The sequence below is a fragment of the Gordonia aurantiaca genome (genome assembly GCF_039939235.1).
Lineage (GTDB): Bacteria > Actinomycetota > Actinomycetes > Mycobacteriales > Mycobacteriaceae > Gordonia.
Genome location: NZ_JBDUUF010000001.1, coordinates 127,550 through 140,187 on the forward strand (window position 1 = coordinate 127,550; position 12,638 = coordinate 140,187).

Here is a 12,638-nt window from a genome sequence, read left to right on the forward strand (position 1 = left end):
GATCACCGCTGGAGGCACTCGATCACCTCGTCGTCGTCGACCTGGCCGAAGTCCTCGTAGGACAGTCCGACCGCCTCGAACGGTTCGGGCATCGTCAGGACGATGACCTCGTCGACGCCGCGGTCGAGCAACGGCCCGACCGCATCCGACGGCGCGGTCGGCACCGCCACGATGACCTTCGAGGCGCCGGCCTCGCTCACCGAGTCCACCGCGACCGCCATCGTCGATCCGGTGGCGAGCCCGTCGTCGACGAGGATCACAGGTCGCCCGGCGACGTCGATCCGCGGCCGTCCGCCGCGGTACATGTCCTCCCGCTCGTGCAGGATTCGCCGTTCGCGTGCGACGACCGCGTCGAACTGTGCCCGCGACACCCCGAGCCGGTTGGGGACGTCGTCGTTGACCACCAGGTGATCGGCGGTGATGGCGCCCATGGCGAACTCCTCGTGCCCGGGCGCGCCGATCTTGCGTACCACCAGTGCATCCAGGTCTCCGCCGATCGCGTCGGCGACCTCCCCGGCCACCGGCACGCCGCCGCGTGCCAGCCCGATGACCACCGGCCTGGTGGGCGCGAGATCGGGGCGTTCCCGCAACACCACGCCGACGCGGCCACCGAGGCGGCGTCCCGCGGTCCGCCGGTCGGGGAACACGCGCGACGACATCCGGAGGCCTCAGAGATGAACGGCGGGGCCGACCTTGAGCGAGAAACTCGGCAGGTCGGCCAGGGACACGGTGGCCTCGTAGGTGCGGTCGTACCCGGTCGAGGAGATGCGCCAGCCGTCGGCGGTGCGCCGGTAGGTGTCCTCGTAGAAAGCGGCGCCGATGAGCATGAACGAGAACTCGGTCACGATCACCCGGTCCTGCAGATACCAACGCCCGCGGGCAGTGTCGCCGGCGATCTCGATCTCGGGGTGGGCGACGCGGTGTTCGGTGATCACCGCGGGGCCGACGTTGGCACGCATGTACCCGACCAGTTCCGTCCGGTCGGCGAAGGTCAGGCTCTCCCCGTAGTTCCCGGTCACGTCCTCGGTGAGCGTCGACTCGAACGTCGCCCAGTCCTTGGTGTCGAGAGCCCGGAGGTAGCGGTACTTCAGGGTCTCGATCTCGCGCAGATCTGCGGAGAGGTCGGTGGGAGTGGCTTCCATCGACTGGCTCATCTGTTCCTCGTTCCCGGGAGTACTCCCGCTTCGATGACGGTCTTCACGATCGGTCGGGTTCGCTCGAGGAGTTCCTCCGATCCCGCCCACACCGATTCGCCCGCGGCGTCGGTGGTGGCCTCGATGTCGTCGTACACGGCGGCCCCGCGGGCGGTCAGGCGATGACCGACCGGTCCGTCGTCGACTCGTTCGGCGAGGCCCGCCTCCACCAGTCGGTCGACGCTGTCCTCCCAATCCTGGTCGGAGTGGCCGCGGGTCAGCAGTACGACCCGCTTGCCCATCACCCGGCGGCGCACGGTCGGGTCGGGCAACTGGGCCTCGTGGAAGACCGCCGCGTCGAACCCGTTGAGCCCGTTGAGGACCAGCGCAGCGATGTGGTTGTCGCCGCGCCACTCGCGCAGCACCGCGATCGCCTGCCACAGCCGCAGGCGCGGCGTGTCGGGAGCCGGGACCGACGCCCAGGCGGCCGCGAGGGGACGTCCGGAAAGTGGTAGGCGTGAGGCGAGTTCGGTGTAGCGCGAGGCCAGGTCGTCGAGCAGGGCGTCGTCGAAGGCGTCACCGAGGATCTCGCGGAGCGAGTCGTCGAGCATCGCGTTGCGGCGCTCGTGTACCTTCTCCAGGCCGACGTTGCAGGCAGTCGCCCACGACTTGGCGATCAGTTCCGGCTTGAAGTTGTAGAAGGTCGCGGTGACCACCGAGGGCGAGCAGGGGCCCAGCGGGGCCCCGCGAGCGCCGACGTAGAAGGCGTGCCCGTCGAGACCGGTGTCCTCCTGGGCGCGGCCGAGTCCCGGGTTGAAGTAGGCGAGGACGTGGAACGGTTCGAGCGTCTCGTAGGCGAGGCGGGAGACGGATTCCGTACGGGTTGACTCCGAGGTGGGGGATGTCATCACCCCACCTTCGCCAGAGGTGTGACGTGTGTCAACCACTTGCCGGCGCGCGACTCGGATGTGCCGTTCGCCGCGGGGCCGACGACCGTCAGTTGCGGCGGGTGTCGCGGCTGCCGACCGAGCGGTCCCCGGATTCGGTGCCGCGCTGCGGATCCGGGGACCCGTCGCGGGTTCCGGTGTCGATGTCGGTGCGCGGACGGCCGTGGTGGAACCGGTCGGGGCCGAGCTTGGTGTCGATCTCGCCGGAGGAGCAGCGGGTCTCGAGCTCCTCGAGGCCCTCGGGCTCGGGCGCCTCCTCGGGCTCCTCACGGCCGCGCTTCCAGCCGCCCTTCATCGGCGGGGCCTCACCGAGGTGATCGGGATCGACCGAGCCGTACCAGGCGACGAGGACCGCGCCGACGACGGCGCCGACGAAGCCGAGGGTGGCCAGCCAGCCGAGCCCCGGCTTGGCGGTGTCGCCGAGGAACATGACGCCGACGAGGCTCGGTCCGGCGGTCTCACCGACGACCAGGACCGCGGTGACGCCGTTGACGGCGCCGAGTTGCAGCGCCACGGTGTGCACGTAGAAGCCGACGGCGCCGGCGACCGCGATGGTCCAGGCGGCCGGGTCGGTGAGCAGCTCGACGAGGTTGAACGGCTGCAGGCCGTCGAGGATGCGCACGGCGATCGCGATGATGCCGAAGAGGAGTCCGGCGCACGCGCCGCCGACGATCGCACCCGCCGCCGAGCCGAGGTTGTAGACACCGAAGAGCGCGAATGCGCACAGCGCGACGGTCGCCAGGAACAGCCCCCAGTGGAAGCCGATCTCCTCGCCGCCACCCGTCTGATGCGACGAGGACATCCCCAGGAAGCACAGCGACAGCACGACGAGCCAGATGGCGACCCATTCACGGGTGTGCAGCGCGATGTTGAGGATGATCCCGCCGAGCAGTGCGGTCACCACGAGATTCGCCGAGACGATGGTCTGCGAGAGGAACAGCGGCAGGAACCGGGCGGCGAGGGCGCCGCCGGCGAAGCCGAACACGACCATCGTGGTGCCGAGGATGAACGCGGGGTCGACGAAGGTGGACATCGTCGAGGAGACCGTCGGGGCACCGGCGTCGTTCTTGAAGTCCTTGCCCTCCTCGGCCGCGGCCGCGGCGACCCGGCGTGCACCGAGCGCACGAAGCACCGTCGACATCCCGTAGGCGACGGCGGCAAGGCATGCGGCGATCACACCGACGACGAACAGTTGCATGCCTCCTCCAACTCCGGGCCGTCGTCCCGCCCGCGAGTGACCCCCGGGGACGGAGAACCGGCCCGACGACCAGTCAACCTCCTGCGTCACGACACCGATCAGGGCGTTCTGCCCGATCGTGCGCAAACTAACAGGACGAACCGACATTTCGATAGCGAATATTCCCGCAGTGTCCGGATTCATTCAACACCGGGTCCGTGTCGAGACCGACGATCCGGTGTGGATCGCCCGCACTACACTGCATCGGGTGGACAGCGCCGGCAGAGCCCATGTACTCATCACATTCGCCCGATCGTTCCTTTCCCTGAACCTCGCGCGACTGCTGGCGGCGGGCGGCCACCGGGTCACCGTGGTCGACTCGATACCGGTCGTGATCAGCCGTTTCTCCAACGCCGTCGACGAATTCCACCGTGTTCCGCCGCCCAAGTTCGAGCCGCTCGAGTACTGCCAGGCCGTCGCGAAGATCGTCGCCGAGAACGACGTCGACATGGTGATCCCGGTGCATGAGGAAACGGACATCATCGCGATGCTCGCGGAGCTGTTCCCCCCGAAATGCCGGTTGTTCCTCTCCGATTTCGACCTCGAGAACCGCTTGCATCACAAATACGAGTTCCAGCGACTGCTGGTCGAACTCGGAATCCCGACCCGCAAGTTCGCGCGGGTGACCGGCCCCGAGGACGCCGCGACACTCGACTTCGACAAGCCGTTCGCGCTCAAGCGCAGCTACTCGCGCGGTTCGCAGAAGGTGCACAAGGTCCAGCCCGGCGATCCGCTGACCTGGCTCGAGCACGACGAACTCAACCCCTGGGTGGCCCAGGAGTGGGCGTCGGGCGACAAGTACTGCACCTACTCGGTGTGTCATGAGGGCCGCGTCCACGCGCACGCCACCTACCCGGTCGACTACGCCATCGACGGCAGCTCGTGCCTCAACTTCAAGTCCGTCGACCATCCGCGCATCCAGGCGTGGGTCGCCGACATCGTGAAGCGCGTCAACTTCACCGGACAGATCGGCTTCGACTTCATCGAGGACGGTCCGGACAGGGATCTGTTCTGCATCGAGTGCAATCCGCGGGCGACCAGCGGAATCATGATGTTCTCGCCCGAGGACCGCGTCGACCGCGCATTCCTCGGCACCAACGACCCCGACGTAGAGATCATCACCCCCGCGCCGGACGTGGACCGGATGATCGGCATCGGCATGCTTCTCTACGGCTGGCGCGCACCCTCGCGGCGGGGCCGCTCCATGCGGCAGTTCGCCCGCGACTTCCGTCGGTCGCAGGATGTCATCACCCGCTCCGGCGACCAGACGCCGGCCGTGATGCTGCCGTTCGCCTACGCGGGCATCCTCCGCAGCTGTGCGAAGTACAGGGTCGGTCTCGCCGAGGGCTTCATGCACGATCACGAGTGGGACGGCCTGCGCATCAGTCTCTGAAACCCCTGACGTCAGTCTCTGACACCCCCGACGTCTTGCGAGATCCCCTGGTTCGCCGCGATCGGGTTCTCGACACGGACAGTGGTTCGTCTTCCGGATCGACACGGAACGGCGCCTGCGCCGGGTAGACTCGGCCCTCGTCAGCTGTGGCGACGAGGGGTCGCCGACAGAGCCGGGGGTGGAAACCGTTGCTCCAGGAGAAAGCTGAGACATGAAGAAGATCAACCGTCGTCTGACCATCGGTGCCGTCACGCTCTTCGCGGCGGCCGGACTCGGGTTCGCCGGTGCCTCCGCAGCACAGGCGGCGCCGCTGTTCGTGCAGCCGCACCCGGCGGTCGGCTCCGCGTCGATCTGCATCGACCTGCCGGTCGGTTCGGCCGACGTCGACATCTGCTTCTAGGGGTTCCGCTCCGGTTCCCCTGGCGGCACACGAGCCAAATCCGTGCCGGTGACGTGCGCACTCCTCGCGCAGGTCACCGGCACGCACGTACGATTTCCCGATGACGTCGACGACTACCCGGGTCGAAGAGGGAACCTCGCCGTCACGCGCCCGCGCGGTCATCATCGCGCTCATCCTCGTGGCGGGTGTCGCCAACATCAACCTCGCGGTCGCCAACGTCGCGCTGCCCGACATCGGCAAGGACCTCGACGCCAGTTCGACGCAGCTCAATCTCGTCGCCGTCGGCTATTCGCTGGGGCTCGCGGCGTCCGTCCTGTACTTCGGCGCACTCGGTGACCGGCACGGCCGCAAGCGCCTGCTCGTCACCGGCATGTGCCTGTCGATCCCGGCCTCCGTGTTCGCCGGGTTCGCGCCGAACGTCGAGGTCCTGTTCGGTGCACGTCTCGTCGGCGGCGTCGCGGCCGGTCTCGCCTATCCCACGACGCTCGCGATCATCACCGCGTTGTGGACCGGCGCCAAGCGCACCAGGGCGATCGCGGCGTGGTCGGCGTTCGGCGGGGCGATATCCGCGCTCGGTCCGCTGCTCGCGGGCGCGTTGCTCGAGGTGGCCGAATGGCATGCGGTGTTCCTCGCGACGCTGCCGCTGGCGGTCCTCGCGCTCGCGGCGGCATGGTGGCTGGTACCCACCGACGACGGAGACGCCGCGGCGGTGGTCGACAACGTCGGGGGGATCGTGTCGATCGTCATGGTCGGTTCACTCGTGCTCGCCATCAACTTCGCTCCGGACTCCGACCAGCGATTGCAGGTCTATGTCCTCGCGGCGGTCGCGATCGTCGCCGGGGCGGGATTCGTGGTGCGGCAGTTGCGGGTTCGCGTGCCGCTGTTCGACCTGCGGATCGCCGCGCGACGCACGTTCTGGGTGGCCGCGCTCGGCGGCATCATCGTCTTCGGCACCCTCATGGGCGCGATGTACATCGGCCAGCAGTACATGCAGAACGTGCTCGGCTACTCGACGCTCGTCGCCGGCGCCACGATCCTGCCGTCCGCCGCCGCGATGGTCGTCGTCGCCCCGCATTCGGCCCGCCTGGTGCACAGCATGGGGTCGCGGTTCACGCTGCTGCTCGGCTACGCCTTCATCGTGGCCGGGTTGCTGGGCGCCATGTTCACCTGGGACGACCACGCGAGCTTCTGGGTCGTGGTGATGGTGTACGTCCTCGTCGGCATCGGGGTCGGGCTGGCCGGTACGCCCGCGTCGCAGTCGCTGACGGGGTCGGTGCCGGTGCAGCGCGCGGGCATGGCGTCGAGTATGTCGGATCTGCAGCGTGACCTCGGCGGCGCGATCCTGCAGTCGACGCTGGGTGCGATCCTGACCGCCGGCTACGCCAAGAACCTGCACGAGGCCATCGAGAACTCGCCGCAGGCCGGACAGGTCACGCAGCAGACCGAGAACGCACTGACCAAGTCGTTCTCGAGTGCCGAGGTCCTCGCCGAGCGATACCCGCAGTACGCCGAGGAGATCATCGCCGCCGCCCGCGACGCGTTCGTGCACGGCGACCGGGCCGCCTATGGTGCCGCGGCGGGAATCGTGCTGCTCGGCGCGCTGATCGTGTTCGTCTTCTATCCCAAGCACGACGCCGAGAAGCAGGCCATGGCCGAGTACGCGAGGCAGCGCACGCTCTCGTCGGCAGGGTGATGGTGGCTCTCGTCACACCCGGGCGCCCGGTCTTGACCACGCGCGATGCCACCTGATTTCTTCTCCTATGTGGATCGGCATATGTAGGTCGACATAGGGCGAGGAGAACGAGCATGCGGATGACCGCGAAGAAGCTGCGGTTCGGGATGAACCTCTGGCCTCCGTTCCTCGGCGCGGGAGTGCGCGTGAAGCACATCGCCGACGACTGGTCGTCGGCGACGGTCACCCATCGCGTCACCAAGCTGAACCGGAACGCCTTCGGCACCGCGTTCGGCGGGACACTCTCGTCGATGACCGACCCGTTCTTCGCCTTGCTGCTCATGCACCAGCTGGGCAAGGGCTACGTCGTGTGGGACGCCGCGGGCGAGATCGACTACCTCAGCCCGGGACGCGGACTGCTCACCGCGACGATGCGGGTGGATCCCGCCGATGTCGAGCAGGTCCGCGCCGAGACCGCCGCCGGAGACAAGAGCCTCACCTGGTTCGAGACCGAGATCGTCGACGAGCGGGGCGTGGTCGTCGCGCGGGTGCGTCGCCAGGTGTACGCACGCAAGGTGCGCGAGCGTTCCGCGGTCGCGGCCTGATCCACACCGGACCGATCCTGCGCACGCCCGGGCGGGAGCCGTCGTCAGGACTCGCGAGCGGGAACGTCGAAGGCCGCCAGCAACATCCGCGCCGCCATCGCGATCAGCGAGTCACGATCGGCGTCCGCCGGGCGCAGCAGGGCGATGCGCAGGCACAGGCTCGCGGTCGCGCCCATGGTGAGGAACACCAGGTCGTCGATGGCCCGGTCGTCGAGGTCGGGGCGCAACCGAGACGGCAGGATGCGGGCGAGGGGCAGCAGCGGCCGCTCGACCTCGCCCCATGCCTCCCCGAAGCCGACGTTCTGCAGTTCGAGAGCGGCACGCAGCACCGCCGCGTGGGATTCGAAAGCCGTGACAAGGGTGTCGACCACCGTGATCATCGCGTCGAGCGGCTCTTGATCCATGGCACGACCGATGCCGCCGGCGAGCGTCGCGGTGATGTCATGGACCGCGGCCAGGCGCAACTCCTCGACGATCGCGTCCATGTCGGCGAAGTACCGGTAGACGGTCCCGATGCTCACGTGCGCGGTCCGGGCGAGCTCGGCGGTGGTGGGCCGCCGCTCGGGATGACGCTCCAGCAGCGTGAGGGTGGACGTGAGCAGGCGTTGTCGCATCTCCCGGCTGCGTTCCTGGCGCGGCGACTTCCGTGCTTGTCGAGAAGGTCTTTTCGCCGGGGTCGAGGGGCTCACGAAAAGTGAATGGTAAGTGAGTCCGCCTCGTGTTCTCCTGGTTTCATGAAACGGATCCCCACCGATCTGGTGAACGCCGACCTCGCCGTGTCGCGGTACGGCGAGGCGGGCCGTGTGTGGCTCGACCAGATGTGGCTCGCCGATCCGTTGGCCGACTCGGTCGCCGCCGACACCCACCCGGGCGGTTCGGTGATCTCCCTGCTGCAGACCGCGCTCGCGCACGGGATCGACGCGCTCGACGAACCGACCGCGTCGATGCGCGCCCTGTTCGCCTTCCTCGACGACGAACCCGACTGGGTCGACCACGACCGCATGGCCCGCGCCGCGGATGCGCTGATCGTCAACACCGCGCCGCTCGGGATCGTCCTGGGTGCGGCGTCGCTGGTGCGCGGTGCGGGCAACACCATCGCGGCCAAGCCGCTCGCCGTCACCGGACGCTACGTCTCCCAGCCGGCGGTCCGGTCGGTCGAGGTCGGAGAATGGCTGAGCCAGGTGATCACTCCTGGCGGGATGCGCCGTCACGGTGCGGGATTCGCCTACACCGTCCGCGTGCGGATGATCCATGCGCACGTCCGGCAGATGTTGTGGCGGCGCGGTGACTGGGACGAAAATGCTTGGGGCGTACCGATTCCGCAACCCTACATGGCGTTCACGATGGCAGAGTTCGGGCATATCGCCATCGACGCGATGCACACGCTCGGTGTGCGGTTCACCGACCGGGAACTCGAGGACATCTACCACCTGTGGCGCTATGTCGGCCACGTGATCGGCATGAGCCCCGAACTCAATCCGACGTGCGAGGCCGACCACGTGCGCATCGAGGAGCTGTACCGGCTGACCTCGCCCGGGCCGGAGCAGGACGACCGCGACTTCGTCGTCGCGCTCACCGACGACTATCTCGTGCCCGAGTTGGCGAATGTCCTTCCGGGACCGCAGAGCTGGCGGCGACGGATGGCCACCACCACGATGCATGGCCTGCAGCGGGTGTTCATCGGCGATCATGATGCCGACGCACTGGGTATCCCCGACGTGAAGATGAAGCACGTGCTATCGCGGATCGGGCCGGTCCTGTCACTGGTGAGTCGTGCGCAGCGGCTCGGCGGCGGGCGCCGTGCGCGGGCACGGATCGAGAAGGCCTATCGCGTGCGTGACGAGGAGATGGCGCGGATGCGGAAGTTGTACCGTACCAGCGCAGACCTGGTCGACACGGCCCCCGACGCCGGGAGATCCGGTCAGCCGGCGTCGATGTCGTGATGCCCACCGCTCGGGATCATCCCCCGAACCGGCCCGCGGCGGCGACGTCCTCGGCGAGGCAGTAGCCGATCGCCTCGGGCTCGGTGAAGGTCCATCTGGTCTGGTCCGCAGCGCAGGTGATCGATGCATCGCCGCGCCCGACGGTCTCGGCGACCACGGTGTTCTCCGCGGCCGTGGTTCCGCACTCGACTTCCTTGTAGTCGGCGAGCCTGCCGCCGTTCACCGGGATCTGGTAGCAGGTTCCGGCGGTGAGATTCGGCGTGAGACAGAGTTTCTGGTCGCCATTGGCGAAGGTGAGGCTCGAGGTGTGGTCGGCGGTGCACTCCGCCGACGCGTCGACCTTGGCCGCCGCGTAGAAGGTCAGGCCGTCGACACCCTCACACTTCTCCTTGGTTGCCTCGACCCTGCCCTCGCCGGCCTCCTCGCCGATCTGCAGGCACTCGCCCACGTCGATGTCGCCGGCCTCCTGCACGGTCTGGGTGCCGAGCGAGAGGCCGCATGCCGCGAGGGCTCCGAAGCCCATGCAGGCCACGATGACGCCGGCGCGGCGGCCGATCTGCCACAGCGGACGTCGGGGCCCGGGACCGGGCCCGATCTCGGTCTGGATGTCGATGCGCGGGCGGTTGCCGGGTGCGTCGTGTTCGGGCCGGATGCTCTGCGGGCTGGACATCTGGTCTGTTCCTCTCGGTGGGCGGACCGGCTCCGGGGTTGTGGGGCGCTCGGGCCGAAGGGGCGGTGACGAGAGAAAGGATCGTGACGGGCGCTTGCGGGGCGCTTGGGGTCGGCTTGCCCGGCGAGGCGCCGTGTACGTGCAAGTGGGACGGAGCGACTTGATTCGCCGACGAATGCCGAGGTCAGCGGCGTTCAAGTGAGGCGTCGAGCGCTTGGAGTTGCTCGGGCCGGACGTCGCGGAGCACGGCGAGGGTGGCGGTGATCGCGATGTCGCAGGCCTCGTCGATACCGGCGCCGTCGACGATCAGTGCGCGGTGGGCGACGTGCAGGCTCATGCCGAGCAGCAGCGACGCCAAGGTGTCGGCCCCGGCGGCGATCCGGGCGCCCTGCTCGGCGTAGTTCTCGCGCAGGCGCGCCGCGATCCGGGGTTCGAGTGCGGCGTACAGCCGGCGGTTGCCGTCGCCATTCTCGGTTTGGCCCATCAGCACCCTGAGGCCGGCGGGGTGGCGTCGCGCATAGTCGAACAGGCCCTGCACCGAATGGCGGGCACGAGCCCCGTAGGCCATGTCGTCGCTCTCGTCGTAGATGCGGAACATGAACGATGTGAACGTGTCGAGCTCCCGCGAGATCACCTGGGAGACGAGCGCGTCGCGAGACCCGAAATGCGCGTACAGGGTGACGCGTGTGGTGCCGCCATGCTCGGCGATGGCGGTCATCGTCGCGCGCTCGGCGCCGACCTCGGCGATCACCTCACACGCCGCATCGAGCAGCTCGTCGTCGGAGGGTCGGTTGCGGGTGCTGCGGCCCGCTCGGGACCTCGGGGCCCGGTCGTCCGTGCCCGCTCCTGACGTGCCCGCTCCTGACGTGCCCGCTCCTGACGTGCCCGCCTCGTTCGCGCTCTCGTCGTCCGGTGTGGCCATCGACGGCTCCGTCGCAGGTCCGTTGGTACCGGCCGGGATTCAGGACACCGGGTCGTCGATGGTCCGGCCGAAGTACGCCGCCTCGACCCGGTCGCGGTTGCTGCGCAGCTCGGCGGCACTCGCCGACAACGCGACACGGCCGTGATGCAGCACGACCGCCGAATCGGCGATGCCGAGCGCGAGGTCGATATGCTGCTCCACCAGGACGACGGCCATCTGGTGCTCGTCGGCGATCGACCGCAGGCGGGGCAGCAGGTCCTGCACGGCGACCGGCGACAACCCGAGACTCATCTCGTCGATGAGCAGCACCTTGGGGCCGGCGAGCAATGCCTTGGCGAGGGCGAGCATCTGCTGCTCGCCGCCGGAGAGGTTGCCGCACTGCCGCGACCGCATCGTCTTGAGCCTCGGAAAGTACGAGTAGACCGTGTCGAGGTCGGTACCGTTCCGGCGCTTGGCGAGCCGGAGGTTGTCCGCCACCGAGAGCTTGTGGAACAGGCCGCGCGAGTCGGGGACGAGCGTGATCCCCCGTCGGGCATTGCGTTCGACGCGGCGATCAACCGGCTCACCGAGCGCGGTGACCGTTCCCGACATGAGCGGCAGGGCGCCGACCGTGGCGAGCAGGGTGGTCGTCTTTCCCGCGCCGTTGGGGCCGAGCAGGGCGAGGATCTCTCCCGGACGCACTCGGACGGACAGGCCGCGCACAGCGGGTACACCGCCGTAGCCGACGGTGATGTCGTCGAGTACGAGTACCGCTTCGTCCTTGTCGCTCATCGGTTCTCCTCGGGCTCGGTGGTGGTCCCGGGCTCGTGGTCCCCCGACTCTTCGACCTCGGGACCGGCGATGGGATCGGTCGGCGGGTCCAGCGCGCCGGATGCCTCGAGTTCGGCGACGGCGCCCGGGTCCACCTCGGGCGACCCGAGGTAGGCGGCGATGACGGCCGGGTCGTCGGAGATCTCGGCCGGTGTGCCACTGGCGATGACCTTGCCGAAGTCGAGTACGTACAGACGGTCGCAGACATCGAGGACCAGCGACATGTCGTGGTCGATGAGCAGGATGCCGATCCCGGTGGACGCGATGCGCCGCAACTCGACGCCGAAGTCGCGGCTCTCGTGCGTGTCGAGACCGGCGGCCGGTTCGTCGAGCAGGACGAGTTGTGTGCCGCCGACGAGGGCACGGGCGACACCGACCAGTTTCTGTTGTCCCAGTGTGAGTTCGCGGGGGAACTGGTCGGCGGCATCGCGCAGGCCGACGAGGTCGAGAGCCTTGTCGATCGCGTCTGCCGGTGGCCGCGAACCGGTGAGGACATCGGCGAGCATGGCGCGCAGACCGACGGGTTGCACTGCGACGGCGAGGTTCTGGGCGACGGTGAGGTCGGCGAAGAGCTCACCGGCCTGCCAGGTCCGGGCCAGTCCGGCTCGGCGCCGGCGGTGGGGAGGCGTCTTCTCGAGGTGCTCTCCGCGGAGGGTCACGGTGCCGCTCGCGCGCGTGAACCCGGTGACCGCGTCGACGAAGGTGGTCTTGCCCGCGCCGTTGGGGCCGATGAGACCGACGATCTCGCCCGTCGCGACCGTGAGATCGATGTCGGTGTTGGCGCTGACGCCGCCGTACCGCACCGACAGCCCACGCGTCTCGAGGAGCGGTGCACGGTCGAGCACGGAACCCGCGGTGCGGGAATCGGCCTGGGCTGCCCGAGGGTGTACCGGGGATGGGGACATG

Annotated in this window: 14 protein-coding genes; 5 read left to right on the forward strand and 9 right to left on the reverse strand. The window is 68.8% G+C overall.

Annotation, left to right across the window (positions count from 1 at the left end; translation table 11 throughout):
• Nucleotides 1-2: 2 nt before the first annotated feature.
• The 4 genes from ABFT43_RS00565 to ABFT43_RS00580 all read right to left on the reverse strand — a co-directional run bounded on the left by ABFT43_RS00565 (nt 3) and on the right by ABFT43_RS00580 (nt 3,278).
• Nucleotides 3-659: a phosphoribosyltransferase gene (locus ABFT43_RS00565; RefSeq protein WP_347958464.1), complete on the reverse strand. Its 657-nt coding sequence runs from the start codon at nt 657-659 to the stop codon at nt 3-5.
• Nucleotides 660-668: 9 nt separating this feature from the next.
• The gene (locus ABFT43_RS00570) at nt 669-1,142 is read right to left on the reverse strand and encodes a nuclear transport factor 2 family protein (protein WP_347958465.1); all 474 of its coding nucleotides are present in this window, start codon (nt 1,140-1,142) and stop codon (nt 669-671) included.
• An 8-nt stretch (nt 1,143-1,150) separates the two neighbouring features.
• Complete coding sequence (locus ABFT43_RS00575; RefSeq protein WP_347958466.1) at nt 1,151-2,041, reverse strand: SCO6745 family protein; 891 nt, start codon at nt 2,039-2,041, stop codon at nt 1,151-1,153.
• An 88-nt stretch (nt 2,042-2,129) separates the two neighbouring features.
• Nucleotides 2,130-3,278, reverse strand: coding sequence for a DMT family transporter (locus ABFT43_RS00580; protein WP_347958467.1), 1,149 nt, complete (start codon nt 3,276-3,278; stop codon nt 2,130-2,132).
• Nucleotides 3,279-3,525: 247 nt separating this feature from the next.
• On the opposite strand from ABFT43_RS00580, the gene ABFT43_RS00585 reads away from it, so the two are divergent.
• From ABFT43_RS00585 to ABFT43_RS00600, 4 genes are all read left to right on the forward strand, one after another.
• Nucleotides 3,526-4,710: an ATP-grasp domain-containing protein gene (locus ABFT43_RS00585; protein ID WP_347958468.1), complete on the forward strand. Its 1,185-nt coding sequence runs from the start codon at nt 3,526-3,528 to the stop codon at nt 4,708-4,710.
• A gap of 211 nt (nt 4,711-4,921) precedes the next feature.
• On the forward strand, nt 4,922-5,110 hold the full coding sequence (locus ABFT43_RS00590) for a hypothetical protein (RefSeq protein ID WP_347958469.1): 189 nt from the start codon (nt 4,922-4,924) through the stop codon (nt 5,108-5,110).
• 100 nt (nt 5,111-5,210) lie between these two features.
• Nucleotides 5,211-6,803, forward strand: a complete 1,593-nt coding sequence (locus ABFT43_RS00595) for an MFS transporter (protein WP_347958470.1) — start codon at nt 5,211-5,213, stop codon at nt 6,801-6,803.
• 119 nt (nt 6,804-6,922) lie between these two features.
• The gene (locus tag ABFT43_RS00600) at nt 6,923-7,387 is read left to right on the forward strand and encodes a DUF4442 domain-containing protein (protein ID WP_347958471.1); all 465 of its coding nucleotides are present in this window, start codon (nt 6,923-6,925) and stop codon (nt 7,385-7,387) included.
• A gap of 44 nt (nt 7,388-7,431) precedes the next feature.
• Here the strand turns inward: ABFT43_RS00600 and ABFT43_RS00605 are convergent, their stop codons facing one another.
• Nucleotides 7,432-8,001 (reverse strand): TetR/AcrR family transcriptional regulator, encoded by a 570-nt coding sequence (locus tag ABFT43_RS00605; protein WP_347958472.1) that lies wholly within the window; start codon nt 7,999-8,001, stop codon nt 7,432-7,434.
• Nucleotides 8,002-8,121: 120 nt separating this feature from the next.
• On the opposite strand from ABFT43_RS00605, the gene ABFT43_RS00610 reads away from it, so the two are divergent.
• On the forward strand, nt 8,122-9,330 hold the full coding sequence (locus tag ABFT43_RS00610) for an oxygenase MpaB family protein (protein ID WP_347958473.1): 1,209 nt from the start codon (nt 8,122-8,124) through the stop codon (nt 9,328-9,330).
• 16 nt (nt 9,331-9,346) lie between these two features.
• On the opposite strand, the gene ABFT43_RS00615 is transcribed toward ABFT43_RS00610, so the two are convergent.
• The 4 genes from ABFT43_RS00615 to ABFT43_RS00630 all read right to left on the reverse strand — a co-directional run bounded on the left by ABFT43_RS00615 (nt 9,347) and on the right by ABFT43_RS00630 (nt 12,637).
• On the reverse strand, nt 9,347-10,000 hold the full coding sequence (locus ABFT43_RS00615; protein WP_347958474.1) for a pyridine nucleotide-disulfide oxidoreductase: 654 nt from the start codon (nt 9,998-10,000) through the stop codon (nt 9,347-9,349).
• Between the two features lie 184 nt (nt 10,001-10,184).
• Nucleotides 10,185-10,922: a TetR/AcrR family transcriptional regulator gene (locus ABFT43_RS00620; RefSeq protein ID WP_347958475.1), complete on the reverse strand. Its 738-nt coding sequence runs from the start codon at nt 10,920-10,922 to the stop codon at nt 10,185-10,187.
• A 39-nt stretch (nt 10,923-10,961) separates the two neighbouring features.
• Nucleotides 10,962-11,693: an ABC transporter ATP-binding protein gene (locus ABFT43_RS00625; protein WP_347958476.1), complete on the reverse strand. Its 732-nt coding sequence runs from the start codon at nt 11,691-11,693 to the stop codon at nt 10,962-10,964.
• The gene (locus tag ABFT43_RS00630; RefSeq protein WP_347959233.1) at nt 11,690-12,637 is read right to left on the reverse strand and encodes an ABC transporter ATP-binding protein; all 948 of its coding nucleotides are present in this window, start codon (nt 12,635-12,637) and stop codon (nt 11,690-11,692) included. Before ABFT43_RS00630 ends, ABFT43_RS00625 begins: the two co-directional genes overlap by 4 nt.
• Nucleotide 12,638 lies beyond the last annotated feature (1 nt).

What these genes read in the sequence shown, in the direction of transcription:
- ABFT43_RS00565 (WP_347958464.1), bottom strand. Translation starts at nt 659, where the DNA reads ATGTCGTCGCGCGTGTTCCCCGACCGGCGGACCGCGGGACGCCGCCTC.
- ABFT43_RS00570 (WP_347958465.1), bottom strand. Translation starts at nt 1,142, where the DNA reads ATGGAAGCCACTCCCACCGACCTCTCCGCAGATCTGCGCGAGATCGAG.
- ABFT43_RS00575 (WP_347958466.1), bottom strand. Translation starts at nt 2,041, where the DNA reads ATGACATCCCCCACCTCGGAGTCAACCCGTACGGAATCCGTCTCCCGC.
- ABFT43_RS00580 (WP_347958467.1), bottom strand. Translation starts at nt 3,278, where the DNA reads ATGCAACTGTTCGTCGTCGGTGTGATCGCCGCATGCCTTGCCGCCGTC.
- ABFT43_RS00590 (WP_347958469.1), top strand. Translation starts at nt 4,922, where the DNA reads ATGAAGAAGATCAACCGTCGTCTGACCATCGGTGCCGTCACGCTCTTC.
- ABFT43_RS00595 (WP_347958470.1), top strand. Translation starts at nt 5,211, where the DNA reads ATGACGTCGACGACTACCCGGGTCGAAGAGGGAACCTCGCCGTCACGC.
- ABFT43_RS00600 (WP_347958471.1), top strand. Translation starts at nt 6,923, where the DNA reads ATGACCGCGAAGAAGCTGCGGTTCGGGATGAACCTCTGGCCTCCGTTC.
- ABFT43_RS00605 (WP_347958472.1), bottom strand. Translation starts at nt 8,001, where the DNA reads ATGCGACAACGCCTGCTCACGTCCACCCTCACGCTGCTGGAGCGTCAT.
- ABFT43_RS00610 (WP_347958473.1), top strand. Translation starts at nt 8,122, where the DNA reads ATGAAACGGATCCCCACCGATCTGGTGAACGCCGACCTCGCCGTGTCG.
- ABFT43_RS00615 (WP_347958474.1), bottom strand. Translation starts at nt 10,000, where the DNA reads ATGTCCAGCCCGCAGAGCATCCGGCCCGAACACGACGCACCCGGCAAC.
- ABFT43_RS00620 (WP_347958475.1), bottom strand. Translation starts at nt 10,922, where the DNA reads ATGGCCACACCGGACGACGAGAGCGCGAACGAGGCGGGCACGTCAGGA.
- ABFT43_RS00625 (WP_347958476.1), bottom strand. Translation starts at nt 11,693, where the DNA reads ATGAGCGACAAGGACGAAGCGGTACTCGTACTCGACGACATCACCGTC.
- ABFT43_RS00630 (WP_347959233.1), bottom strand. Translation starts at nt 12,637, where the DNA reads ATGTCCCCATCCCCGGTACACCCTCGGGCAGCCCAGGCCGATTCCCGC.